This is a genomic window from Arsenophonus apicola (assembly GCF_020268605.1).
GTDB classification, from domain to species: Bacteria; Pseudomonadota; Gammaproteobacteria; order Enterobacterales; family Enterobacteriaceae; genus Arsenophonus; species Arsenophonus apicola.
The window spans coordinates 26,503-49,653 of record NZ_CP084227.1 but is presented as its reverse complement, the minus strand read 5'-3'; the positions used below and the strand labels follow the sequence as shown (position 1 = coordinate 49,653).

Genomic DNA, 23,151 nt, shown 5'->3' with positions numbered 1-23,151 from the left:
AAACATTTATCCACTTTAGAAGATTTCAAATTTTGTTCACTAATTGCAATTTTAGAGTTGAATTATGGCAAAAACAGATTAAATTTCATTTGTGGTAACGTGATCAAAATAATATAAAACATTAGTTAACAAAGTTTCATAAGTTGCCCTTATCAAGTCTCCGATAGGGGTATTTTTTTGTGCCTAACCTCTTTCCTTAAATTCCTTCAAAAAACCGCTCAGCGTTGCTTACAAACGATTTAGCAACCCTGTCTGGGCAATATATGATTGAGGATAAAAGAATGCCAGCATAAAGCTGGCCAACACCAGGTAAATTGTAGCAGCAACCAACATGAAGTAATTTAAATGTAACATATATTAATTTAATTGTTATTACATTATTAAATTAAGTTACATTTCATACTTCTTAATTTTAATTAACTGCATCTTTTAACTTTTGACCTGCTTTAAAACTCGGTATATTCGAAGCAGCAATTTTAATTGCCTTGCCTGTTTGCGGATGGCGGCCTTCTCTTGCCGCTCGAGTCTTAACCTGAAAGATACCAAAGCCAACTAGCTGTACGCTGTTACCGGATTTTAAAGACTCGGTGATGGTTTCTGCGAAAGCATTAACCACCTTCTCTGCATCCTTCTTGGCTAATCCTGATTTTTCACTCACTTTGTTGATGAGTTCTGTTTTGTTCATGTTGCACCTGAATGAATAGATTACGTTAATCCTAGTGATGCTAGCGGTAGTGACACTATTGTGCAATGGTTGACTGTTAATTAACTTAAAAATCCATTTAAAAAATTAATCCCAAACGCTCGCCGCAGCCAAGTGAGCGAGCAACGCGAGCGAACGGGCGAGGAAGCGGAATATCACCCTAGCTTACAAAGAAATTAGGTCACTTATTGGTTAAATAACAACCAAATGAAAATATCTAAAGCCAATGAATATCTTGTAGTGGTTATACCACTTTCGTCACAAAAGTTATCCACAGAGAATGGGGAAAAATTTCCGGTTAAATATAGTTATGTATAAGTTAAATAAGTTAAAGAGATTTTTTTAAATGTAATTTAATGAAAATTAAGGATATTTTTTATATCATGGTTTTTAAAGTCCGCCCCTTGGTTTTTAAAGTCCGCCCCTTGGTTTTTAAAGTCCGCCCCTTGGTTTTTAAAGTCCGCTTAAAAAATAATTTATTCACAGAGTTTTATGGCTTTTTTTCTTCATAATTACTTGTTTTGTTTTTAAAGTCCGCTATTATGGTTTTTAAAGTCCGCTTTTTTATGGTTTTGAAAGTATGAAAGAAGGTTTTTAAAGTCCGAATAGAATACGAACCAGCTAAGAGACTGTAACTCTAAGCTGGCTCTAACCAGCAACCCTAAATTCGATAGGATTGAGGCTATGACTGATCTTACTACGAAAACGAGAAATAACAATTTGAAAACGTTACGCCCACCTAAACATAAACAACTTGAGTTTTTTATTGCAGATGAAGTTGAGATAGATAGTTTCCGTGATGAAATGGCTAGCATGGAACACCCATTTTTTGCGTTAAAGGGTGGAGACACAAAGACTAGAATTTATAAAAATGGAAATATCACAGTTATCATAGAATCTACTTCATCAGGAATGGCAACTATCTTTGATAAAGATGTATGGATTTATGCCATCTCTAAATTACAAGAATCTATGAATAAAGGGGAACCAATAAGCCGTGTAATAGCTTTTACCCCCTATGATTTTTTTATTACGACAAACAGAGATAATGGTGGGAGAAATTATGAATTACTTGAAAAAGCGTTATCAAGATTGAAAGGGACAGTAATAAAAACTAATGTTGTATATTCTGAAGAAAAGAAAGAAACTATTTCATTCGGTCTGATTGATAGCTGGAGTATTGTTGAAGACAAAAAAGGCAAATTAGATATTGGAATGATAGAGGTGACTTTACCTGATTGGTTATATCAAGCATTACATCAAAAGAAAATGTTAAAAATTAGTCCCGATTATTTTCGAATACGTAAAGCTATAGACAGAAGACTTTATGAGATTGCACGTAAGCATTGTGGTAATCAGGGTGAGTTTACAATAGCACTCGAAAAACTCCATTTAAAAACGGGCAGTACAGCTTTACTAAAAATGTTCAGACACAATTTAAAAAAACTTGCTAAAACAAATGACTTACCCGACTATGAAGTTTTTTTTGATCCTATCACCGATAAAGTAACTTTTAAAAATCGAAATCAAAATACACCTAAAGCTGGAGCATCGCGCAAGAGAGAGAAAGGGAAGAAAGAGATTTTTAAGATTAAAAATAAATTATTTGAAAAATAATTAATATCAAAACTTGATATCTAACTATCTTGATATCTAACTATCTTGATATCTAACTATCTTGATATCTAACTATCTTGATATCTAACTATCTTGATATCTAACTATCTTGATATCTAACTATCTTGATATCTAACTATCTTGATATCTAACTATCTTGATATCTAACTATCTTGATATCTAACTATCTTGATATCTGGTTATCTTTCTATTATACTGAGGATACATAACATAACTGAGGAATCTCATGTGATTTATGGAGTTGTTAATACAAAAGGTGGTGTAGGAAAAACTACAACTTCTATTCATTTGGCTTATATGCTTTCTCTTGAAGGTAAAACACTTCTTATAGATGGAGATCCTCAGGAAAGCTCAGCGAGTTGGGCTGCGTGGAGAAGAGAAAAACAAAATTATATTCCTAGTCCTACTACGACTTGTTTAACAGGAAAAGCGATACTTAATGAAGGGAAATCATTATCAGAAAATTTTGATAACGTAGTAGTCGATGTGGGAGGAAGAGATGCCTCGGGTTTAAGATCGGCTTTACTTTTAGTAGACATGGCGATTATTCCTATTGGATCGTCTAGTTTAGACGCAGCAGCTATATCAGATCTTATGGACATAATAGAGCTGGCGTATGAATATAATCCAAAATTAATAACAAAAGTTCTTTTGACTCGAGTAGATCCAAGAACAAAAGATAATAAAGATATGCTGGAATTTCTTTCAAAGCAAGGGTTAAAAGTTTTAGCGAATTATGTATGTGAAAGAGTATCTTTTAGAAGAGCTGTTGGAGAAGGGGCTACTGTTTTCGAATTTGGAAACGATAAACTGGCAATTGAAGAAATTGAAAAAGTGTTTAAAGAGATTAAATCATGAGAGTGAAGCCAAATTTAAAAAACTTTAAAGATCCGACCGAATTTTTGGAGAATGGAGCGGCAGATAAGGCTGAAAGTAAATATTCTGCAAACAAGATAAAAAAAAGTGATGTAATTCCTACCCAACAAAAAATTTTCAGGTTGCCAGTGGATGTAGTGAATGAATTGAAATTGCATGTGACAAAATTACAAATAGAATCAGGAAAAAGAATCACGGAAACAGACATAATAGAAAGTTTGTTAAGAAAATACTTAAATATGAGCAAATAATAATCGCTGGTTAAGAGAGGTTGAGCCCTCTAATAACCAACTAACCCAAAACCTAACCGAGTAGGAGTTGAGCTATGAACAATAGTACCTTCCGCGTGCTTGTCTGTGAAGCACCAAAACATACAATCGTATTGTTTTCCCGTTTGTCCCCCAATTTAACCCTTCGTCAGCGTGCCAGAATTCTGAATAGCGTTGGGGGATGGTGATAGCCATACATTTAATTAATTTTTTAAAAACTTTATATTAATTGACACTTTCACCCCAATTTTCTTTTGAAGGAAAGGATAGATATTATGAATAGGTTAATTTACAAAAATGATTTTAAACTGTATGAGTTATTTGTTGGATTAACGGTGACCATCATGATCACCTGTGACACACTTGTGTACAAAACGTTTGATTTCTATCCTGTTAAAATAACGGCAAGCGGAATAATTTTTTCTCTATGCTATTTACTATCTGCAGTTACAACGGAAGTGTATGGCTACAAGCTAGGAACGAGAATAGTTTGGATTATTGTACTTTGTCAAAGTTTCTTTGTTATTTTAGTTAATCTATGCTCAATCTATCAAGCCGATAATAACCATATATCAGAAACTTATCAGTCGCTATTTGGTGAGTTCTGGCGTGTTATGCTGGGTACTTGGATCTCAGTTCCAGCTTCTTATTTCTGCAATGGTTACATTATAAGTAGGCTAAAAATTTATTTTAAAGGAAGATTATTTTTAGTTAGATATATGTTATCAGCTATGATTGCACAGGGGATTCTTTTAATAACGGCTTATCCTATAAGTTTGTCTTCTAAATACTCCTTTTTTGAATTAATTAATATTATTTCAACAACATGGATTTATAAGGTAATTATGTCTACTTTACTTTTACCAATAGGTATCCTTTTGGCTAGAAAAGTGAAAAAAATTGAGAAGATAGACACATTTGATTATAACATCAGTTATAATCCATTTAATGTTTTTAAACAGAGTAGTGAAAATGAAAGTAATACAGCTCACTGATCTCCATTTGTTTTCTGATATTCATCAAGAATTATTTGGCGTGAATACTTACAATTCATTTAATAAGATTATTAATCACCTTCTGTTAAAGGAAGGTGATTGTGACGCTATCATTGTCACAGGGGATATATCTCAAGATGAGACGGTACCATCATATGAATTAGCGCTAGATCTATTAAAAAAATTGAATAAACCTATTTATTATTTACAAGGGAATCACGACCAAAAAGAAAAGTTGAACTTAGTATTTAGCGATCTAAAACCAATAGACGAACTATGTTCTCCTTATTGGAACTTTATTTCTGCGGATACGGTTGATTATGGTAAAGATAGTGGATTTCTATCTAATGATGAACTTAATAATTTAAAAAATAAAATCTGTAAAAATGAAAGAAATAATATTGCATTAATCATGCATCATCACTGTTTAAAATTGGGAACACCGCTTATTGATGGCTGTATGCTGTTAAATAGCAATAAATTAATAGAAATTATTGATAAGGAAAAGAAAATAAAACTTGTAATTTGTGGACATGCGCATGGCAATTATAAATTAACACATAAAAATTTTACCCTAGAAGTTGCCCCAGCAGTTTGTTTTCAGTGGAAAAAAGGAACAGAATTGCCAGATGTAGAAAAAAAAATCGGATATCGAAAATTTTATTTCTTTAAAGACAAGTACTTATCTGAAACTATCATAATTTAATCGATTAAAATTAATAATGTTATTTTCATAATTTTTATTCTTCAGTTCATTATGAAGTTTAATTTCTTCGTTTATTTTTTTAGATAATTTTCTTCCTTCATTAAGGCCTGCATTATATGCAATTAAAATTGCATCTTTTGTATCAAGATCAGGAAAATAATCGATATTTTTTAAAATATAATTACCAGTATAGGTGTGCTTACTATATTTGTTTCTTATTTCATACTCATGGTTTTCGTTTTCTGAATAAATAAATAATTTTTTATTTTCTAATAGTAGAGAATAGTTTTCTTTTTCCATAAGGATGAGTTCTTTAGGGTGAATAAGCGTTAAGAAACATTCACTATCTATTTTTCGCAAACAACATCGGATAGAAAACCTATTTGGGCGATCGGGTATTGCTCCGTTGCATGCACATTGCCGATTTGAAAACTATCACATTTTCAACGCGGGTCAGAAAAATGCGTTGAATCAATCCGTCTCATTTGCAAAGAATTTTGGTACAGGATTTGGCGGATTTGTTTTTAGCGGTGGTTGCGGAACGGGCAAAAATCATCTTGCAGCATCGATAGGGTATTATCTCATGAGCAAAGGTAGTTCCGTATTATGCATCACCGTGGCGGATTTGATGATGCGCTTTCGAGCAACCTACGAAAAAACGGCGAAAGTGACAGAACAACAACTGCTCGATGAGCTTTGCAAAGTTGATTTGTTGATTCTAGACGAGATAGGTATTCAGTATCAGCATAGCGAAAACACAAAAATTATTGTTAATCAGCTGGTTGATAGGCGAACTTCACACAAAAAACCGATTGGCATGCTAACCAACTTAAATAGTGAACAAATTAAGCAGGTATTGGGAGATAGAGTCATCGACAGATTGATGATGAGCAATGGGATTTGGCTCAATTTCAACTGGTCAAGCTACCGCCGTAAAATTCAATAACAAGCAAGAGGTTAAGATGGAAAACAAGGATAATTCAACCGAAAAACTGGTCACTATCGGTGACAGGAAAATAGACAAGGAAATTGCCAAGTACTGCTTGGAAAAAGTGGAGCCAGCTATTTTTGAGGTGGTGACGCATTTGGTCAAAGAACGTTGTGAAAAAGCGGATGTCATCGAAGCAGCAAAAACGACAGCCGAGGCGATCGTCGAAGGCATGACCTCTATTTTTCCTTCTTAACCGTATCGAGGAAGTTACAAGAATTATCACTCATTGTTTCAAGACGGATTTTATAAGTTTCCTCCAATTTCAAAATCTCACTAATGTATTCTTCCGGCGTAAGTTCTTTATCGTTGCGTTTTAAATATTCAACAGCCAAAGCACGAGCGTCGTATGGATAAAATACAGTTTTTTCATATTTTTTAGACATAAAAAATTCCTTATAAGTTGAAGAGTGATAAGGATACCACCGAGCCTGACGTGGTGAAAAGACAGGCGTTTTCAAACAAAAATTCACGCCTCACTACCTCAAAAACCTCACCGGAAGAAATCACATGTTGACATCCTCCCCCACCTTCACACTTCGTGACTCAGGAGGGGGATTCCCGTTAGTCGGAGACTATCTGATCGCTCAGAAGCCTGGTTCCTGCTGCTGACGGCATTACTGCACCGTTCACTTCACAGGCTAACACGGCATGTCCTGCCGCTAAAATGTTACGAGCTCCGTTGATATCTGCGTTCTCTGTATACCCGCACTCAAGGCACTCGAATCTACTTTGTGATTGACGATTTTCTTTCGCTGTATGACCACAACATGCACACCGTTGACTTGTATATGCCGGAGGCACAGCTAATACCTGACCACCGCGCCATAGCTGCTTGTACTCAAGCTGACGGCGCATTTCATACCAACCCTGATCCAGTATCGAACGGTTAAGTCCTGATTTTGCCCTGACATTCCGTCCGTGCTGCTCTTGTGTACCTTTTGCCGATTTCGACATGTTACTGACCTTTAAGTCCTCAATGACGATCATCGCGTGGTTTTGCTGATTTCACTGGTGACTTTGTGAAGGTAGTCTTTGCGGATATTGGTTATATGCGAGTGGAGACGTTGGATTTTTCGCTTCTGTTTTTTCCAGTTATTGCTGAATTTAACTTTACAGCTTAACTGACGCTGGAATTTCGCCAGCTTTTTTTGGTTGGTTTTAAAACTGTTTACAGGTTCAAACACTGTGCCGTCTGACAGCGTGGCGAGTCTGGTTACACCTGCATCCAAACCAATCATTGTTGCTGACGAATGAGGCTGAATGTCCATTTCCAGTTCGACCTGAAACGATATATACCAGTGTCCCGCATGTTGGCTAACGGTTGCGTTTTTAATCTTACCGTACAGCTTTTGCGACTGCCGGAACTTTACCCATACCAAACCTGACGGTAATCTCACTCTGCCATTATCGAGCTGACAATATTTATCAAAATTAACAAAACGAACTGAATCACGCCCGTCATTTTTCCTTTTAAATACAGGAGCTTTTGCTGCCAGTTTTTTATCAAAGCAGCGTTTCCATGCCCCGTGCAGATCTTTGAGTTTCTGCTGAAGATTATCCGTGTAGGCTTCTTGCAAAAGGAATGTTCCGGCTTTTTTTTCCATTCTGTGAGCATCCGATTTAGTTCAAACGCTGACGGTAGTTTACCGCCGGATTCAATAATGCGTTGCGTCTCTGCTAGCCCGTAATTCCAGATAAAACGAGCGCATCCGCACAACTGCCGCAAACGTTGCGACTGTTTTTCGGTTGGTTCGAGTCTGAATTTGTAGGCTTTTAGAATTAGCATTATTACTCAGTGTGTAGTAAATTATCTCACTATCTTACCGTATATCCGGTTAATTTCAATGCAAAAATATAAAATCAACCGTTCAAGACATGCAGCGTTTCTTTTACATGTTCACCTTGTCTTTGTGACTAAGTACCGAAAGAAAGTACTCAGTGGCTTGCACTACAAAGCATTTCATCAGTATGCAGGTGAAGTGTGTCGCGACTTTGGGGCTGATTTAAAGGAAAGTAACGGAGAGTCCGATCACGTTCATATGCTGATCGAGTACCCGCCCACAGTGCAGTTGTCAGTACTAGTAAACTCGCTGAAAGCGGTAACGTCTCGTCGTCTGCGTAATGAGTTTCTAGACTTGCGTGGGGCTTACGGCAAGCCAGTGTTGTGGTCTCGATCATACTTTGCAGGTTCGTGCGGGGGAGCACCGCTGGAAGTTGTTAAGCAATACATTCAAAATCAGCGTGGCTGATCATTCTTCGGGCTTTTCAAGCCCGACCAAATTCCCCTCCCACCTTATGTCGGTGGGAGTACCCTTTGGAGGTTAAGATGGCGAAACGACTACGATAGAAGAAGTATTGCCTAGTCACAATGATATTGCTGTGTACAAAAAGATGGGGATCAACGAAGTCTTCTTTAACGAAGAAAAGCAACAACAAAAAGAATATTTAAGATCGATACTTGAGCGCAAAAAAACGGGTGAAATGACTGCACTGGAAGCAGCGCAATTTTTAGAGATAGAAGGTATACCTGTCCCCAACACGCTATTGCTCGAAATTAAGCAATCATCAAATTTCAATGAATCGGAAGATATTTTCCCTTCTGTTATCCACGTTAACGCCGGAAGTTTTAGCAATGACGAAAGAAATAGCAATTGATATTCCACCAAAATTAACCGCCGTGTTTAACGGGAGTGCCCGTTATCGCTGCGCTTACGGTGGGCGAGGAAGTGGAAAAACACGTACCTTTGCATTGATGTTGGCGGTTAACGCTTTCAATGCAGCAAGGGTGGGGAAAAAAGGCGTGATACTTTGTGCGCGTGAGTTCATGAACTCCCTTGAAGATTCCAGTATGCAGGAAGTGAAACAGGCAATCCAAAGCGTCAGTTGGCTCAATGCCTTTTTTGATATTGGTGAAAGATATATTCGTACCAAAGACAAGCGAATTTCTTTTGTCTTCTGTGGTTTAAGACACAACTTGGATAGCCTGAAATCAAAATCATCAATTTTGTTCTGCTGGATAGATGAGGCTGAAAACGTACCAGAGTACGCATGGCAAAAATTAATCCCTACGGTGCGAGAAGAAGGCTCTGAAATTTGGGTTACTTGGAATCCAGAGCGAAAAGGGAGCGCAACCGATGTACGCTTTAGGCAGAAAAAGCCAAGTAACTGTATTTCAGTTGACCTTAACTACAATGATAATCCGTGGTTTCCTGATGTTTTGGAGGAAGAACGGAAAAATGACCGGATCCGGCTTGATGCCAATACCTATGCATGGATTTGGGAAGGCGCTTATTTAGAGAATTCGAATAAGCAAGTATTGAATGGAAAATATGATGTTGTTGAGTTTGATCATGATCTCTGGAAAAAAGCAGACCGATTGTTGTTTGGTGCCGATTTTGGTTTTTCAAATGACCCTAGTACCCTGATCCGCAGCTTTATCCTTGGTGACTGTCTGTACGTAGAATACGAAGCCTACAGGGTCGGTGTGGAATTGGACGCATTACCTCATTTCTATCAAGCGATACCGGAAGCAACACGTTGGCCAATTAAAGCAGACAACAGCAGACCAGAGACTATCAGCTACTTAAAACGACAGGGTTTTAATATTGCTCCGGCATCCAAATGGAATGGTAGCGTAGAAGACGGCATCGCGCACCTACGAGGCTTCAAAAAAATCATTATTCACCCGCGATGCAAACACACAATTGAAGAAGCGCGGCTATATTCGTACAAAATTGACCGTAATACGGGTGATGTTCTGCCTGTCATTGTTGATGCTCACAATCACTGTTGGGACGCAGTGCGTTATTCTTTGGACGGGTATATCAAAGGCTCAGTCTCTTTTTTGGATACGCTATAGTGTATTGCTGGGAGTACAAAAACGTTCGGTTTCGTACACCCAAAAAAAGAACCGTACAAAAATAGGTTAAATTGATTTCGTACACCCTGTATAATAAGTACATCTATTTCGTACAGGAGAAATAAATATGTCACGGGTTTTTGCCTACTGCCGAGTATCCACCTTAGAACAGACCACCGAAAATCAACGCCGAGAAATTGAAGCAGCCGGATTTAACATTAAACCGCATCGAATTGTCGAAGAGAATGTTAGCGGTTCGGTGGCTGCTAATGAAAGAAATGGATTTGTCAGATTAACAGACAGGTTAGAGCCTGATGATATTCTTGTTGTCACAAAATTAGATCGATTAGGCAGGAATGCAATTGATATTCGCAAAACCGTTGAAAACCTAGCCTCATTAGGTGTTAAAGTTCACTGTCTTGCATTAGGTGGCGTCGATCTCACCAGCCCAGCCGGAAAAATGACAATGCAGGTGATTTCTGCTGTTGCTGAATTTGAACGGGATTTGCTAATTGAGCGCACTCAGGCAGGAATAGTCAGAGCAAAAGCACAGGGTAAAAAGCTCGGCAGACCTCGATCACTGGACGACAAACAAAGAGAAGAAGTGATATTGCATTTAAAAAACGGTCAAAGCATCAGTTCTCTTGCAAAAATCTTTAATACAACCCGACAAACGATCATGCGAATAAGGGATGCGGAATTTGCTACGGCAAAATATGGGGTTCCGGCGTAGAACCCCTATCTGGAAAAGCAACCGAATACGACTTACGGCAAGTTTCGTCGGCTGAGATCAGCTAAAGTCGAAAGGGTCAAAAAATAGCCTTAACGTACAATAATTTTCGATATCCAAACTGACCCCTATTTGCGGATTTAAACTTTCACCCAAATAGCTGAGAATGTGATCCCAGTCTGACAAGTTGAAGAGTTTCACTATCTGGTTTTCGATATATTAATAACAAATCAGGTTTTATATGACATTCTCTATGACCTGACCATTTGCCGATTAAATCATGATCACGATTGGATGTTTTGAGTGGTTCATCAATCACCAGAGAAGTAATAACGGATATAAGGACTTTATCAAGGTTATTGCGATGCCGTCCTTTGGCTTCTCGTTTGTAGTCACGTTTAAATGTTACTGAACGTTCAATTTTCCTCATGTAAATCCGCCATTAACGCTGTTACACAGTCAAACCGTTTTCCCTTTCCTTCATCTAATTCGGCTATTGCCTTTTTGGTTGTTGAGTTCGGTACTTTGACATCAAATGGCAACCTTTGTTCGTCCGCTACTCGGAGCATCAATAACCTGATGGCATCAGAAACAGAAAGCCCCATCGCTTCAAGTGCGGCGGTAGCGCGCTGTTTGGTGTTCTCATCAATACGGGCACGGACATAAGTTTCAGAATGGCGCATAAGATTTCCTTTAAATAATTATCTACTAACAGCTTATTGTAGTCACAAAAAGACTACATAGCAATAATGTAGTCATTTGATTAAATAAAATACGAGCGGTCATATGTTTTCATCTTTTCGAAAAAAATCACCCCAAAAACTCGCCGATGGCGGATTGGATAACCTGATGCGTGAGGTGAATGCGATAGGGTCGTCCACGACGACATTACCGTCCAGTTTTACTGCACTTGGTATAGCAGGGGCGGGTTATTTTGAAACCGACAAAGGCTTGGCGTGGCTCTATGAGCGTGTGTCAATTGTGCAGAAATATATCAACAAAACGTCAGGAGACTGTATCAAGCATTGGCGCACCGTGCGTTTTACGGGCGATGATGAAACACGAACCGAACAACTGAATGATGTGTTCACGGGCGAAGAAAAGCGCCTTAACATCAAAAAGCACGCAGAACTGGCGTTAAAATTGGCTTCGCTCTACGGTGGCAGCTTGTTAATCGCATTGACCGATGAAGAAAATCTGGAAAAACCGCTCAACGTGAATAACGAACAGTTAAAAGGCTTTTTGGTCGTCCGGCAAGGCGAATACCGCATCCGTAAAATCGCTACCAACATTTTTAGTCCGTGCTTTAACAAACCGTTATTGTTTGAATTAAAAAGCGATGAAAAGATACTTGTTCATCACTCCCGTTGTTGTTTGACAGTCGTTAATCAAATTACCAATAGCACCGTTAGAGCGAATGAAAAAGCCAATGATGGTAAAAGCGATATTTTGGCGTTTATCGCTGATTTGCTTGGTTACCTGTACGTAAATGATGAAGTGCTCGGCATGTTGCGTGAGATGAAGTCCGATATTTTCTTGCTGAAAGATTTGAACACGGGGATCACCAACGGAAGAGGCAAAGAAATTATCGACTGGCTGCAATTGGTATTGCAAGCCAAGAAAAGACACAACGTGTTGATGCTGGATGCAGACAGCCAGTATGAGCAAAAAGAGTTGTCGCTGGCAAATGTTTCAGACATCTGGACAAAAGCGCAAGACCGATTGGCGATTGCGATGGACAGACCGAAAACGATTTTGTTTGGCGATGGGGCAGCCGGATTTTCCACCGGACAGGAAGATTTGCAATCTTACTACGACACCATTTTTGAAATCCAAGAATCCCGTTTGCGCCCGATTATTAACTTCTTTGACAAATTCATTTGTGCCAAGCATGGCATTAGCGAAACGGAAGTCGCCTTTGAATTTGTCCAGATCAAAACGGAAAACAAAGCCGAGTCTGCCACCAATCTGAATACCGTAACCACGGCATTAATGCTATTGCTGGAACACGGCGTGATTGAGCCACAAGACGCGCTCAATGAGTTAAACCGTCGTGAACTGGTTGACGTGAAAAACGTACCGGAAGTGACGATGATGGCAAACCTACTTAGTGAGGAGGATGACCGTGAATTTACCACCCAAAAGCAAATTAACGGGGAGGGAGTGTAAGCCGATTAATCCGAGTAAGCGCGCAGAAGTTTATTATGCTTCCTCGGTTAAACATCTTATTTCACTTTTTAAGCTCGTGGTTAAGCAAGAAATTAGCAGGGAAAATCAGCAAAGAAACTTTGGCGATGCCAGCCCCAATTCTATCCAAAAACGCTTCCAAACCTTTAACCGCATTGTTGACCGTTTTTTAACGATTGACATCAGCGCATTTGCAACACGGGTCGCGCGTAATTTTGCCAACATTACTAATGCGGATAACAAAAAACGGTTAAGCCGTGAATTTGAGTCTGTGATTGCAATTAACCCCGCAGCGGTGTTGGACAGCAAACAAACGCAGGATTTCTTTAACGGCATGATTGGCGAAAACGTCCAGTTGATTAAGGGATTGCATACCGAATCATTAAGCCATGTGCAAAAAATTGTGCAATCGATGATAGGGGGTGGCAAAACGTTGCGCGAGGCAGGAAAGGAGATAACGGCAGCGTTGAATATTCAGCAAAACCGAGGGATGCGAATTGCGATTGACCAAAGCCGGAAAGCGATGGGTGATTTAACCAATCTTCGAATGCAAAAGCTAGGGATTAAGTTGTATCGCTGGTCAGCGGTGATGGATAAAAGAAAAAACGGCGGAACCCGTCCCTCTCATGCAGCGATGAATAATCGCATTTGCCGATTTGATGACCCAAGCGTGTATTTCAACGATAAAACCAAGCAGTGGGAAAAACGAAAACGGATTGGGGGCGTGGAGCTTCACCCTTCGCAAGATTTTAATTGTCGCTGTGTCAGCAAAGTAATTTTACAAAGCATAGAAGGATTGAACGATGAACGGCAATGACAACCGATTGCCTATTGATATTAAGGGCGCACAGCAATTGGAAACGGGTTATCGCATCCCGAGCAAAATTGCCAAAGTGGGGATACAGGAATTTGAAGGCAAAGAACTCTCCAGTCATGTACCTAATTTGATCCCCACCCAACGCTACAAGGTTGAAGTGTTACCCGAAGACCTTTTTGATGTGGAGACCATCGCCTCGTTTGAGGGAAAACCGCTTACCTTTTTTCACGCCCCCAATAACGAGGTGACCAGCAATAACTGGAAGGATACCGCTATTGGTCACGTACAGAATGTGAAGCAGGATGGCGATTATCTTTCAGCCGATGTTTTCCTTTATGACGCTGAGGCGATAGCTGCCATCAAAAATTATCAAATTAAAGAGCTCAGTTGTGGTTACAAGTCGTTTATCGAACCGACTGGCACCACAGGAGTAGATTTCAAGAAAACCCATATCAGAGGTGACCACGTGGCAATTGTTGACGTGGGACGCTCTGGGCATGATGTCAAACTAGGAGATAGCGCTGTGTCTATGAAAGCAAAACTCGCTGCCGTTAAGGGTCAGCACACGTTAGGGGATGAGGGCGAAACACCCGATACCCTCGATACTCTATTGATTCAGATGAGTGATTACATTCAGTTGCTCACCGAATCCGCCGATGAAGCAACAAAAGAAATCGGCGAGATATTAACGGGACTAATCGGTAAAGCGCAAAGTCTAAATGTGACAGCGTCACCTACCAGTGAGGTCAAGCAAGGCGATGATGCCAGTGAAATCACCTCCGTACCTGAAAATACAGAATCAACAGATGAGAAATCGCTGATTGAGACACTTAAAAAGCAGCTTGAAGAACTGACCGAAAAACTCAAAGCACTGGAGGAAGAAAACGCCCGACTGAAAGCAGAAAAAGAGCTAGCGGAAACGGAAGCCGAAGCCAAGTCAACGTTTGGTGACGTGGCAATTGGACATGCCCGAACCGCACGGCAAATCAAAGAAAACGTGATTATCGCGAAAGGGCTGGTGACGCAGCTAGAAGCGCGGAAGCTCGGCGATTCTGCGATTAACGGCAAGTATGACTATCTCATCAATCGTCAGCGTGAACAGAATAAGCCACGATTAAATCTTGGCGATAGAAAACCCACCAAATCCGCATCACAACGCCTAGGAGGTCGCTAATGGCATCTGGATTCACAAATTGGGATTCCGATAAAGGAACCTTGCGCGCGGGCACAATCTATCGCGCATCAAGCTCCAATGACAAAGTGTGGGGCGAAGAAAACAACACCACGACTGACCTTCCCTACGGGGTATTTGTGGCGGTGAACCCTGACGGCGGTATTAAGCCGATTTCGGCGGCAACTGATGTCATTCACGGCATTGTTGTACGGGATATTTACGGCGACAAAGCACCCCACAATAAGCAAGTCAATGTCGGGCATTTTTCCCACGGGGATTGCGTGGGTGTGGCCACCGCAAAAGACCAAACCTTCAAACGAGGCGATAAAGTTTATGTGGTCGCCACAGGTGATGATGTTGGCAAGGTATCGAAAACCGCAACAGGCAATATCGATTTAGGGTATTGGGTGGAAAATGTCAGCTCAGGCAGTCAATGCGTAGCAATCACGCTTGGCTTTATTCAAAAGGTAGGAGAATAACCGATGGCAATTGAAGAAGCCTATTTTGAAACGGTGTTGCAAGAAGCATTAACCGAACGTGACACGCAGCTACAGGAAAAACAGTTACCTGAAATCAATATCGGGGAGGCAATCCCAATCAACGAAGGACTGGATTTTGCCGATGAATACGTAGAATACGGTATTACCGAGGTGTTGGGCTCTGTCAAAGACGGCATTATTGGCAACAAAACCAACTCGCTGGTGACGATTGATAGCACCATTGAGATGTACAAAGCGCCTGTTTGCCAGTGGGCAAAAGCCGTTGTATGGACACAACAGGAGCTTGAAAAAATCAACAAAATCAATATTAATCTGCAAAGTAAAAAACAGGATGATTTGTACGCCAATGCCCTGTCAACACTGCAATATGCAGGTTACCTCGGACATCAACATTTGAAAGGACAGGAAGGATTGTTGACAGGCAGCAAAGTTCAGGTGATGAATGATGAATCCGGCAAATCACTGAAAGACATGATCGCCAATGAGTTTATCAAGCTGGTGCTGGATACTTACAACAAGGCGTGGGCAAACTCAGATTATCGGGTTCAACCAACGCACATAGCAATGGATGCCGCTGATTTCATGCTGGCAATGCAGAAGTTTGATAGCCAAAGCCCCATTGTTGGGACTGATTTACTGCCTGTTTCTGCGATGGACAGGATCATGGCTGCGTTGAGGAAGGCATCGGGTAATGACAGCTTTACGATTACCTTTGTGAAAGTTCCGGCAGGATATGCCAGAGAAATAACCAAAGGCAAAACCCGCTTGGCAATTTACACCTACGACGAAGAGTATGTCGAAATGAAAGTGCATATGCCGGAGTTGTTAGCCGTTCGCCAGCGGGATTTGCTGACCTATGAGTGTGGTTATCGTTCTGCTTTTGGTGGTGCGATGTGGAAACAACCGCTATCTGCCGTTTACGCCGATTATAAAACTGCCCCAAAGTCATAGACGGCGGTTTCCCAAGCGGAACAACCTTACCGTCAGATGATCACTTTCCGCAATCACCATCTTAACCTCCAAAGGGTACTCCCACCGACATAAGGTGGGAGGGGAATTTGGTCGGGCTTGAAAAGCCCGAAGAATGATCAGCCACGCTGATTTTGAATGTATTGCTTAACAACTTCCAGCGGTGCTCCCCCGCACGAACCTGCAAAGTATGATCGAGACCACAACACTGGCTTGCCGTAAGCCCCACGCAAGTCTAGAAACTCATTACGCAGACGACGAGACGTTACCGCTTTCAGCGAGTTTACTAGTACTGACAACTGCACTGTGGGCGGGTACTCGATCAGCATATGAACGTGATCGGACTCTCCGTTACTTTCCTTTAAATCAGCCCCAAAGTCGCGACACACTTCACCTGCATACTGATGAAATGCTTTGTAGTGCAAGCCACTGAGTACTTTCTTTCGGTACTTAGTCACAAAGACAAGGTGAACATGTAGGGGTCAGCTTGGAAAACGGAAAATATCCTACGCTAAGCTTATTTTTTGTACCGACCTATATTAACTGCACGCAACGGACGGTATTTACCTGAGCCCAACTTTAGATTATTCCGCCAGATATAATCACCACTTAGATTGATATGCTCCCAACCTAGAGGGGATAAATGAGAAATTAATGCCTCATGAATCTGAATTCCTTTTCGTTTTAAAGATTCGATAGCTCTTTCTATATATACGGTATTCCACAACGTAATCGCCGCTGTTAACAATGTTAACCCACAGGCACGATAGCTTTGATTTTCCAGACCTCGATCTCTGATTTCGCCTAACCGGTGCATAAAAATGGCTCGTGCTAGGGCATTGCGAGCTTCACCCTTATTTAAACCTGCTTGCACTCGACGACGTAGCTCAGGATCGCAAAACCAATCCAGCATAAACAGCGTTCGTTCGATACGACCGATTTCCCGTAATGCTTTTGCCAGACCATTTTGTTTGGGATAACTCGCCAATTTTTTTAACATTAGCGACGCAGTGACTGTTCCCTGTTTAATCGAGGTTGCCAGCCGAAGTACCTCATGCCAATGTTTTTCAATTTCCCGGATATCCAGACTCGTCGAGGATATCAGCGACTGTAGCCCCGGGTATTGTTTTGCTTTCCCTTTGATAAATAGTTTCTTTTCAGGAAGATCCCTGATCCGAGGGCAGAATGCAAATCCCAATAAATGCATAAGTGCGAAGACATGCTCAGTGAAACCAGCTGTATCGGTATAATGCTCTGTAATTTCCAATTCACTTTCGTGATACAACAAGCCATCAAGTACATGGGTAGAATCTCTTACTCTGCTAATGACTTGAGTATAAAATGGGCTGTATTGATCTGAGATATGAGTATAAATCTGCACACCAGGCTCTGGGCCGTATTTTAGATTTACATGTCCTGCATATCGACCATGACTTCCAACCCGAAAATTTTGCCCGTCAGATGATGACGTTGTACCATTTCCCCACACGGCTGCCAGCGGGCTCTTTTTTTGGGTATTCACCAGCTCAGCAAGTGCAGCTGAATAAGTTTCATCTCTGATGTACCAAGCTTGAATACCTTCGAGTGATGATTTTGTTGTTCCTGGGCAGGACTGAGCCATTTTCGTTATCCCCAAATTGATACCATCTGCAAGGATAGTCGTCAGTAACAACTTTTTGTTTTTGGGTCTGACGTGATTATTTTTGAGGTGAGTAAAGTGGTGGGTAAATCCACTCCAACCGTCCACTTCATCTAATATTTCAGTGATTTTTGGGCGAGGTAACATGGCATAAACGAGGTCAGCAAAAGGAGAAACGTCTGAAGGAACGCTGTCATCAAGTGGCGTTACTTTTACACCATTTTCTGATATATCAACATCATGCAAATCTCCCGCAATCGCCATCGCATTCACTTCTTCCAGACGTGATGATAACAGCGCCATACGTGAGCTAAGGTATTTTTGGCAATCTGTTGGAATGGCGAGTGGTAACTGAGTCTCTTTGAGTAATTTTTCAAAATCAGCGGAAGGAATAAGATAATCGTCAAAATTCTGGTAGCGTCGCGACCCCTTTACCCAGATATCACCCGATCTTAATGCGCCTTTTAGCTCATTAAGGACACAAAACTCATAGTATTTTCGGTCAATCCCCGAGGGGGTTATGACCAATTTTTTCCAGTTTTCAGGGATAAAATTTATGGGCGCGGATGGCGGCACCTTTCGGAGTTGTTTTCGGTATATTTCTTTAAGGGTCTCAAGCGCTTCACTAAGTGACAGCGCTGTAGGAGTTGCCTTGAATTGCAATGCTGATAACATACGGGGGGCATATTTACGCAACGTACTGTATTTTTCGGTGATCAGATTAAGAGGCTCAAAATTATCCTTTCGGGCTAAAAACTGTGTTTCTTCCAGACTGGCGACAAATTCTGGCCAAGGAAGTACGCCTTCTATTGCAGTCCAAGGATCATCCCCTGATTCTCGTGCATTTAGCAGAGCCTGCCCAACGGTAAGATATTGCTTTAACTTACTCTGAATGAGTTTTCCTGTTTTTTGAAGTCGTTCGGCCTGTGTACGCTTTGCTCTACTGAATAAACTGCCCAAGATACGTTCATGTAATTCGATAATTTCATCAGTCAGTGTGGCCCTTGCTTCTGAGATAACACAAACCAACATGGCGTAACGACGTGTCTCGGAGAATTTAGCCAGATCCCTGCTATTCATTTTTCTACCTTCTCGAGCCAATTTGAGCAGTCGGTTTTGGTGAACGGAAAGCGAAATACCTTCAGGTAAAGCCAATCCCTCAATAGCATTTAATCTATCAATATGCTGCAACACATTTTACCATTAATTTTCCCCGGAGGTTGAAGCAGCCAAGCAAGACGGCTTAGTTGTTCATCCCCTGAGATCAACAGATTATCTAAGGCTGTTTTATGTTGTGGTTCCAGTTGCGTTGTCAGTGCTGTAAACACTGCTCTATCCGCAATTGTCGTGGCTTCAGCAAGGGTCCTCTCAACCACATCAATGGAAGGGAAGATAACATTATTATTATGTAGCCAGATGAGCATCTCTTCAGCAAGGATCAAACCTTTGTCGGTTCGCATAGCATGAGGATATAAATGACTAATGCACATTTTTTGCAAAGGCTTACTGAATGGCACTAATTGTAAATAGCGATAGAGCTCGGCAAGGTGCTCCCAACGGGTTTCCTCTCTAGCAGCGTACTTTTGCCATAAATCAGGATTGAGTTTCAATCTCTCTGCCACTCTGGATAGAATACCATCGTGGGGAAGCGCATTTTTATCTGGGGTAAAACCCAGCCCTCGTAGATAACAGAGTAAAATTGCAAAGCCTAAACGGTTAGGGGTCTTCGATGTTTTTAATGAGAATCAGATCTTGCTCATTTAAAAAACATATTCGTGCTGAAGCAGGATGTCATCATCAGGTACAACCAGTAAACGTTCTTTTTCATCACTGCTCAGTATTTGTCGTCGTGGCATCAATGCTCTCCCAGAATACGGACATAGCTCGCTCTGATTTTCAAAATATAAGCCTATTAAGAAAATGTTTTCTGTTTAACAATGCGTATAACCGTTCGTTCAGAAACACCACATAACCTCGCAGTATCTCGGATGCTCTGCCTATTATTTACTCGAAGTTCAATGATTTTTTCATGCAATTGATGGTCAGCCTGACGCCCCCTGAATTTACCTACCGCCTTAGCTTTTGCTATACCTTCCTGTTGTCGGCGGCGACGATCCAGATAATCTTTTCTAGCGATAGCAGCCAGCATGTCTAACATCATCCCGTTAATAGCTTTAAGCATAACAAAGGTAAACTCATCGCCAACATTTGACGTCAGAGCTATATGGCTTGTTGGAAGATCCAAACTAACAACAATAAGGTCTTTTTCCTGGATAAGACGTTTTAATTTTTCCCAACCCTTTTCATCTAGGCGTGAAAGACGATCAACCTGTTCAATGAGAATAATGTCACCAGATGCTGCATCATCAAGCAAACGTAAAAGTTCTGGTCGTTGGAGTGAGGCCCCAGATACATTTTCAGTGTACCAACTGGCCATGCGAAACCCTTTTTCTTCAACGAAAGCTTTCATCCTATTTTTAGCTCGGAGAGCGTCCTGTTCTTTTGTTGATGCGCGGAGATAACCATGAATGTACATTTTTCACCCATTGATGACGTTTAAGTGGTGATCATAATGTATATGACAGATAAGTAATGATCTAATAGAAAAATGTCAACCCATTAGCTTGTGACAATGGGGTGTACTCAAATGTCATGCGTGGTTAGGTTTTGAGTTTACAATGATGAGGTGAAAGAGAAGTGGTTAAATAGGTAAAAGAATTTAGACAATATCAATTTGTACATAAAATAGCCTTAGCGTAGGATATTTTCCGTTTTCCAAGCGCACCCCAAGATCTTCTTCACACCGTCCGCCACTTTTTTAAATTTGTCGCTGATGATGTTGCCGATATCCCCAAAATTGCCGGAAAAAAGCGCTTTAACGATTTCAAGCGGTGTCGTAAAAATCGTTTCGAGAATCTCAGCGACAGTTTGTAAGCTGGCGGTCATCTCCTCAGTAGTCTCAGCAGTACCGCTCGTGAAAATCCCTTTAATCCAATTCCACGCAGCGACGAACGGCGCTTTGATATCTTCCCACATCTGAATAAAAAACTGCGTGACCGCGTCGAAGGCATCGTTAAAGGTTTTTTCACACCAGTTGCCAATTGCGGTGAATTTGTCACTGAACCAGTTAACCAGTGGTGAAAATATCGCTTTTAAATCCGTCCAAAACTGCACAAACGCCTGTTTTAGGATGGCAATCACCGTGTCCCAATCATCACTGAAAAACGCTGTCAGGAAATTGGATAAATCGGTGAAGTCTTTGATGATTTGATCCCACATGGCAGAAAAATAACCGATGACCGTATCAATCATTTTTCGCACATCATCCGGAAATATTCCCCAACCTTCCAAGAATTCGCCAATCACGCTTTTTCCGCCATTCAACCAGACGTACAAGTCTTCAAGGGCGGCGATAATGCCGATAATCAGCACCGTAGCGCCAAAGAAAACAGGATTAGCAAGGATCGCTGCGCCAATCGCCTTTATCCCTGCCGTGATAAGCGGAAACACTTTCACCAGTGCCAACGCTGCCGGAATCAGCAACCAAAAGCCGTCAGTGGTTTTGTTGAGAAAAGTGATTAATTTGGCAAATGCCCCTACGACGCGCGCGATAAAACCAATCACAGGCTGTAAACCTTTCAGCACAAAATTGAAAATCGGCGCAAGGGTGGCAAACACTTTTTCTGCAATCTGTTGCAGTTGCAGTAAGACACTGGCGAACGTGCGCCGGAAAATTTCCGCCTGTTCCAAATCGTCTTGGGTTAATGCACGACCTTCTGCGACTTTTTTCTCAAGTTCCGTCCACTCTTGACGGGTTTTGCCGATGGCATCAACCATCTCATAGGAAAGACCAACCTGTTCTGCAAGTGCGGTTCTTGCGCCTTTGTCCTGTATATTGTTTAGGGCGCTGCCCGTTTCACGCAACAAGACGCTGGTATCCCTGATTTTGCCGTTACTATCCTTAAAGGCAACACCGAGTTTCTTAAATACTTGGCTTGCGGTATCGCCGTCACTATTAATCGCCCGTTGAAATTCTTTCACCCCATCCGACAATTCGTCAAAACTTACACCGACCGTTTGCGCGCCTTCTCTTAACACCTGAAAACATTTTGCGTCAATGCCTGTTTGTCGAACCGCTTTGTTAAAGTTATTAATTTGCTCCCCTGCGCTCATAATTGCCGTCAGGGTAAATGCTCCGGTGATTATGCCTTTAAACTCGCTGAGCTTTTCGCCCAATTTGCCGAGTATACTTTCGGTTTTTTTCGCCTCTTTGCCAAGTTCATCGACGGAGTCTGAGGCTTTGTGAACGTCTTTTGCGGTGCTGGCACTCTCGATGCCAAGTTGGTCAACTTTTGCGGTCACCGTGGTGAATTTCCCCGTCACACCGCCTAATTGCCGGGATAATTCGTTAAGCGCAGTAATCAACGTATCAATCACGCCCGCATTGGCATTCACACCAATATCCAGACTTAGCTTTTCTTCACTCATTCGTCACCTCTTTTGCTTCGCTTCGTCGTGCTGTTTCCACTCAATCGCCCCCGTGATAAAGGCGTGCTCGGCAGTTTTCAGATAGAAGAACATGTCATCATCGCGCAACGCCAGAAGCTCACCCACGGAGCCGTAACCCGCCTTCACCAGTGAAAAAAGCAGTTTGTCGTGCTCACTCAGTGAGGATTTTCTAACGTACTGTCGCCAGCTATTGGGATAACGCGGGGTAAAGGTCAGCTCGCCGTTAATGCCGATAAAAAAGGGGCTGCGAAGAGGTGTAACACCGTTAACGTTAAGGGAATAAAAAGCTCAGGTTTTTCGTCAAAAAAGTGCGGCAATTTGCTAATACTCATGCCGTCGTGGGTGATTTGGTTGAAAAGCTGTCTCAGATTGCCGTCACTATGACTTGAGAGCGTCGCGGCAATGCGTTTTGATTGCCCCAAGTCCTCGACAATTTTCAGCGCTTTTAACCGTAAATGGTGATTGAAATTACCAATCTGAAATTCGTTACCTTGCACCTTAAAGGTTTTGTTTTTGGTAATATCGACAATATCATCCTGCGATAGCCCGGTCAGGCTACCTAATCCTTGTTCTGTCATGATTTTTTCCT

The 23,151-nt window shown here is 41.3% G+C and carries 25 protein-coding genes and 3 pseudogenes; 16 read left to right on the top strand and 12 right to left on the bottom strand.

The genetic code is table 11. The features are described 5' to 3' along the window. Positions 1–412: 412 nt before the first annotated feature. Positions 413–685: an HU family DNA-binding protein gene (locus LDL57_RS17480; protein WP_225507991.1), complete on the bottom strand. Its 273-nt coding sequence runs from the start codon at positions 683–685 to the stop codon at positions 413–415. 702 nt (positions 686–1,387) lie between these two features. Here LDL57_RS17480 and LDL57_RS17475 point away from each other — a divergent pair. The 5 genes from LDL57_RS17475 to LDL57_RS17455 all read left to right on the top strand — a co-directional run bounded on the left by LDL57_RS17475 (position 1,388) and on the right by LDL57_RS17455 (position 5,187). Next, complete coding sequence (locus LDL57_RS17475; RefSeq protein ID WP_225507989.1) at positions 1,388–2,320, top strand: replication initiator protein A; 933 nt, start codon at positions 1,388–1,390, stop codon at positions 2,318–2,320. Between the two features lie 249 nt (positions 2,321–2,569). After that, positions 2,570–3,199 (top strand): nucleotide-binding protein, encoded by a 630-nt coding sequence (locus LDL57_RS17470; protein ID WP_225507988.1) that lies wholly within the window; start codon positions 2,570–2,572, stop codon positions 3,197–3,199. Continuing rightward, the gene (locus LDL57_RS17465; protein WP_225507986.1) at positions 3,196–3,468 is read left to right on the top strand and encodes a hypothetical protein; all 273 of its coding nucleotides are present in this window, start codon (positions 3,196–3,198) and stop codon (positions 3,466–3,468) included. Before LDL57_RS17470 ends, LDL57_RS17465 begins: the two co-directional genes overlap by 4 nt. A 293-nt stretch (positions 3,469–3,761) precedes the next feature. Further along, the gene (locus LDL57_RS17460) at positions 3,762–4,481 is read left to right on the top strand and encodes a VUT family protein (protein ID WP_225507984.1); all 720 of its coding nucleotides are present in this window, start codon (positions 3,762–3,764) and stop codon (positions 4,479–4,481) included. Further along, entirely contained in the window at positions 4,459–5,187 is a 729-nt protein-coding gene (locus LDL57_RS17455) for a metallophosphoesterase (RefSeq protein WP_225507982.1), read from the top strand. The genes LDL57_RS17460 and LDL57_RS17455 overlap by 23 nt, the downstream gene beginning before the upstream one ends. On the opposite strand, the gene LDL57_RS17450 is transcribed toward LDL57_RS17455, so the two are convergent. Then, positions 5,164–5,487, bottom strand: a complete 324-nt coding sequence (locus LDL57_RS17450) for a hypothetical protein (protein WP_225507980.1) — start codon at positions 5,485–5,487, stop codon at positions 5,164–5,166. The two genes, LDL57_RS17455 and LDL57_RS17450, sit on opposite strands and share 24 nt — an antisense overlap. Before the next feature lie 106 nt (positions 5,488–5,593). Here LDL57_RS17450 and LDL57_RS17445 point away from each other — a divergent pair, with 106 nt between their 5' ends. Beyond that, entirely contained in the window at positions 5,594–6,133 is a 540-nt protein-coding gene (locus tag LDL57_RS17445; RefSeq protein ID WP_225507978.1) for an ATP-binding protein, read from the top strand. Between the two features lie 16 nt (positions 6,134–6,149). After that, the gene (locus tag LDL57_RS17440; protein ID WP_225507976.1) at positions 6,150–6,371 is read left to right on the top strand and encodes a hypothetical protein; all 222 of its coding nucleotides are present in this window, start codon (positions 6,150–6,152) and stop codon (positions 6,369–6,371) included. Here LDL57_RS17440 and LDL57_RS17435 read toward each other — a convergent pair. Beyond that, a complete protein-coding gene (locus LDL57_RS17435) occupies positions 6,355–6,561 on the bottom strand; it encodes a YdiH family protein (RefSeq protein ID WP_225507974.1) in 207 nt (68 codons plus the stop codon). The genes LDL57_RS17440 and LDL57_RS17435 overlap by 17 nt on opposite strands. A 178-nt stretch (positions 6,562–6,739) precedes the next feature. Then, positions 6,740–7,964, bottom strand: a pseudogene (locus LDL57_RS17430) (RNA-guided endonuclease InsQ/TnpB family protein). Positions 7,965–8,022: 58 nt separating this feature from the next. Between LDL57_RS17430 and tnpA (LDL57_RS17425) the strand changes: the two are divergent. The 4 genes from tnpA (LDL57_RS17425) (at position 8,023) to LDL57_RS17410 (ending at position 10,770) form a co-directional block, all read left to right on the top strand. After that, a complete protein-coding gene (gene tnpA, locus LDL57_RS17425; protein ID WP_225505529.1) occupies positions 8,023–8,427 on the top strand; it encodes an IS200/IS605 family transposase in 405 nt (134 codons plus the stop codon). A 106-nt stretch (positions 8,428–8,533) separates the two neighbouring features. Continuing rightward, complete coding sequence (locus LDL57_RS17420; RefSeq protein WP_225507973.1) at positions 8,534–8,833, top strand: hypothetical protein; 300 nt, start codon at positions 8,534–8,536, stop codon at positions 8,831–8,833. Further along, positions 8,811–10,037 carry a PBSX family phage terminase large subunit gene (locus LDL57_RS17415; RefSeq protein WP_180560435.1) on the top strand — a complete coding sequence of 409 codons (1,227 nt, stop codon included), beginning with the start codon at positions 8,811–8,813 and terminating at the stop codon, positions 10,035–10,037. Before LDL57_RS17420 ends, LDL57_RS17415 begins: the two co-directional genes overlap by 23 nt. Before the next feature lie 127 nt (positions 10,038–10,164). Beyond that, a complete protein-coding gene (locus tag LDL57_RS17410; protein ID WP_180560436.1) occupies positions 10,165–10,770 on the top strand; it encodes a recombinase family protein in 606 nt (201 codons plus the stop codon). Positions 10,771–10,915: 145 nt separating this feature from the next. On the opposite strand, the gene LDL57_RS17405 is transcribed toward LDL57_RS17410, so the two are convergent. Both LDL57_RS17405 and LDL57_RS17400 read right to left on the bottom strand, forming a co-directional pair. Continuing rightward, a complete protein-coding gene (locus tag LDL57_RS17405; RefSeq protein ID WP_225507972.1) occupies positions 10,916–11,197 on the bottom strand; it encodes a type II toxin-antitoxin system YafQ family toxin in 282 nt (93 codons plus the stop codon). Beyond that, a complete protein-coding gene (locus LDL57_RS17400) occupies positions 11,184–11,450 on the bottom strand; it encodes a type II toxin-antitoxin system RelB/DinJ family antitoxin (RefSeq protein WP_225507971.1) in 267 nt (88 codons plus the stop codon). Before LDL57_RS17400 ends, LDL57_RS17405 begins: the two co-directional genes overlap by 14 nt. Before the next feature lie 103 nt (positions 11,451–11,553). Between LDL57_RS17400 and LDL57_RS17395 the strand changes: the two genes are divergently transcribed. Genes LDL57_RS17395 through LDL57_RS17375 form a run of 5 tightly spaced genes read left to right on the top strand, consistent with a single transcriptional unit; the run spans position 11,554 to position 16,396 of the window. Continuing rightward, a complete protein-coding gene (locus LDL57_RS17395; RefSeq protein WP_225507970.1) occupies positions 11,554–12,936 on the top strand; it encodes an anti-CBASS protein Acb1 family protein in 1,383 nt (460 codons plus the stop codon). Then, the gene (locus LDL57_RS17390; protein WP_225507969.1) at positions 12,893–13,771 is read left to right on the top strand and encodes a phage head morphogenesis protein; all 879 of its coding nucleotides are present in this window, start codon (positions 12,893–12,895) and stop codon (positions 13,769–13,771) included. Before LDL57_RS17395 ends, LDL57_RS17390 begins: the two co-directional genes overlap by 44 nt. After that, positions 13,758–14,945 carry a DUF2213 domain-containing protein gene (locus LDL57_RS17385; RefSeq protein ID WP_225507968.1) on the top strand — a complete coding sequence of 396 codons (1,188 nt, stop codon included), beginning with the start codon at positions 13,758–13,760 and terminating at the stop codon, positions 14,943–14,945. Before LDL57_RS17390 ends, LDL57_RS17385 begins: the two co-directional genes overlap by 14 nt. Further along, positions 14,945–15,424 carry a structural cement protein Gp24 gene (locus tag LDL57_RS17380; protein WP_225507967.1) on the top strand — a complete coding sequence of 160 codons (480 nt, stop codon included), beginning with the start codon at positions 14,945–14,947 and terminating at the stop codon, positions 15,422–15,424. The genes LDL57_RS17385 and LDL57_RS17380 overlap by 1 nt, the downstream gene beginning before the upstream one ends. A 3-nt stretch (positions 15,425–15,427) precedes the next feature. Then, positions 15,428–16,396, top strand: coding sequence for a major capsid family protein (locus LDL57_RS17375; RefSeq protein WP_225507966.1), 969 nt, complete (start codon positions 15,428–15,430; stop codon positions 16,394–16,396). A 137-nt stretch (positions 16,397–16,533) separates the two neighbouring features. Here the strand turns inward: LDL57_RS17375 and tnpA (LDL57_RS17370) are convergent. The 6 genes and pseudogenes from tnpA (LDL57_RS17370) to LDL57_RS17350 all read right to left on the bottom strand — a co-directional run. Beyond that, positions 16,534–16,893 (bottom strand): annotated as a pseudogene (tnpA, locus tag LDL57_RS17370) (IS200/IS605 family transposase); the annotation flags it as partial. A 38-nt stretch (positions 16,894–16,931) separates the two neighbouring features. Continuing rightward, positions 16,932–19,909, bottom strand: a pseudogene (locus LDL57_RS17365) (Tn3 family transposase). 56 nt (positions 19,910–19,965) lie between these two features. After that, positions 19,966–20,589: a recombinase family protein gene (locus LDL57_RS17360; protein ID WP_006663401.1), complete on the bottom strand. Its 624-nt coding sequence runs from the start codon at positions 20,587–20,589 to the stop codon at positions 19,966–19,968. Between the two features lie 215 nt (positions 20,590–20,804). After that, complete coding sequence (locus LDL57_RS17355) at positions 20,805–22,541, bottom strand: phage tail tape measure protein (protein ID WP_225507962.1); 1,737 nt, start codon at positions 22,539–22,541, stop codon at positions 20,805–20,807. 3 nt (positions 22,542–22,544) lie between these two features. Then, positions 22,545–22,667, bottom strand: coding sequence for a hypothetical protein (locus LDL57_RS17910; RefSeq protein ID WP_255498970.1), 123 nt, complete (start codon positions 22,665–22,667; stop codon positions 22,545–22,547). A 107-nt stretch (positions 22,668–22,774) separates the two neighbouring features. After that, complete coding sequence (locus LDL57_RS17350) at positions 22,775–23,140, bottom strand: hypothetical protein (RefSeq protein ID WP_225507960.1); 366 nt, start codon at positions 23,138–23,140, stop codon at positions 22,775–22,777. Between the last annotated feature and the right edge of the window lie 11 nt (positions 23,141–23,151).

What these genes read in the sequence shown, in the direction of transcription:
- LDL57_RS17480 (WP_225507991.1), bottom strand. Translation starts at nt 685, where the DNA reads ATGAACAAAACAGAACTCATCAACAAAGTGAGTGAAAAATCAGGATTA.
- LDL57_RS17475 (WP_225507989.1), top strand. Translation starts at nt 1,388, where the DNA reads ATGACTGATCTTACTACGAAAACGAGAAATAACAATTTGAAAACGTTA.
- LDL57_RS17465 (WP_225507986.1), top strand. Translation starts at nt 3,196, where the DNA reads ATGAGAGTGAAGCCAAATTTAAAAAACTTTAAAGATCCGACCGAATTT.
- LDL57_RS17460 (WP_225507984.1), top strand. Translation starts at nt 3,762, where the DNA reads ATGAATAGGTTAATTTACAAAAATGATTTTAAACTGTATGAGTTATTT.
- LDL57_RS17455 (WP_225507982.1), top strand. Translation starts at nt 4,459, where the DNA reads ATGAAAGTAATACAGCTCACTGATCTCCATTTGTTTTCTGATATTCAT.
- LDL57_RS17450 (WP_225507980.1), bottom strand. Translation starts at nt 5,487, where the DNA reads ATGGAAAAAGAAAACTATTCTCTACTATTAGAAAATAAAAAATTATTT.
- LDL57_RS17440 (WP_225507976.1), top strand. Translation starts at nt 6,150, where the DNA reads ATGGAAAACAAGGATAATTCAACCGAAAAACTGGTCACTATCGGTGAC.
- LDL57_RS17435 (WP_225507974.1), bottom strand. Translation starts at nt 6,561, where the DNA reads ATGTCTAAAAAATATGAAAAAACTGTATTTTATCCATACGACGCTCGT.
- tnpA (WP_225505529.1), top strand. Translation starts at nt 8,023, where the DNA reads ATGCAAAAATATAAAATCAACCGTTCAAGACATGCAGCGTTTCTTTTA.
- LDL57_RS17415 (WP_180560435.1), top strand. Translation starts at nt 8,811, where the DNA reads ATGACGAAAGAAATAGCAATTGATATTCCACCAAAATTAACCGCCGTG.
- LDL57_RS17410 (WP_180560436.1), top strand. Translation starts at nt 10,165, where the DNA reads ATGTCACGGGTTTTTGCCTACTGCCGAGTATCCACCTTAGAACAGACC.
- LDL57_RS17405 (WP_225507972.1), bottom strand. Translation starts at nt 11,197, where the DNA reads ATGAGGAAAATTGAACGTTCAGTAACATTTAAACGTGACTACAAACGA.
- LDL57_RS17400 (WP_225507971.1), bottom strand. Translation starts at nt 11,450, where the DNA reads ATGCGCCATTCTGAAACTTATGTCCGTGCCCGTATTGATGAGAACACC.
- LDL57_RS17395 (WP_225507970.1), top strand. Translation starts at nt 11,554, where the DNA reads ATGTTTTCATCTTTTCGAAAAAAATCACCCCAAAAACTCGCCGATGGC.
- LDL57_RS17385 (WP_225507968.1), top strand. Translation starts at nt 13,758, where the DNA reads ATGAACGGCAATGACAACCGATTGCCTATTGATATTAAGGGCGCACAG.
- LDL57_RS17380 (WP_225507967.1), top strand. Translation starts at nt 14,945, where the DNA reads ATGGCATCTGGATTCACAAATTGGGATTCCGATAAAGGAACCTTGCGC.
- LDL57_RS17375 (WP_225507966.1), top strand. Translation starts at nt 15,428, where the DNA reads ATGGCAATTGAAGAAGCCTATTTTGAAACGGTGTTGCAAGAAGCATTA.
- LDL57_RS17360 (WP_006663401.1), bottom strand. Translation starts at nt 20,589, where the DNA reads ATGTACATTCATGGTTATCTCCGCGCATCAACAAAAGAACAGGACGCT.
- LDL57_RS17355 (WP_225507962.1), bottom strand. Translation starts at nt 22,541, where the DNA reads ATGAGTGAAGAAAAGCTAAGTCTGGATATTGGTGTGAATGCCAATGCG.
- LDL57_RS17350 (WP_225507960.1), bottom strand. Translation starts at nt 23,140, where the DNA reads ATGACAGAACAAGGATTAGGTAGCCTGACCGGGCTATCGCAGGATGAT.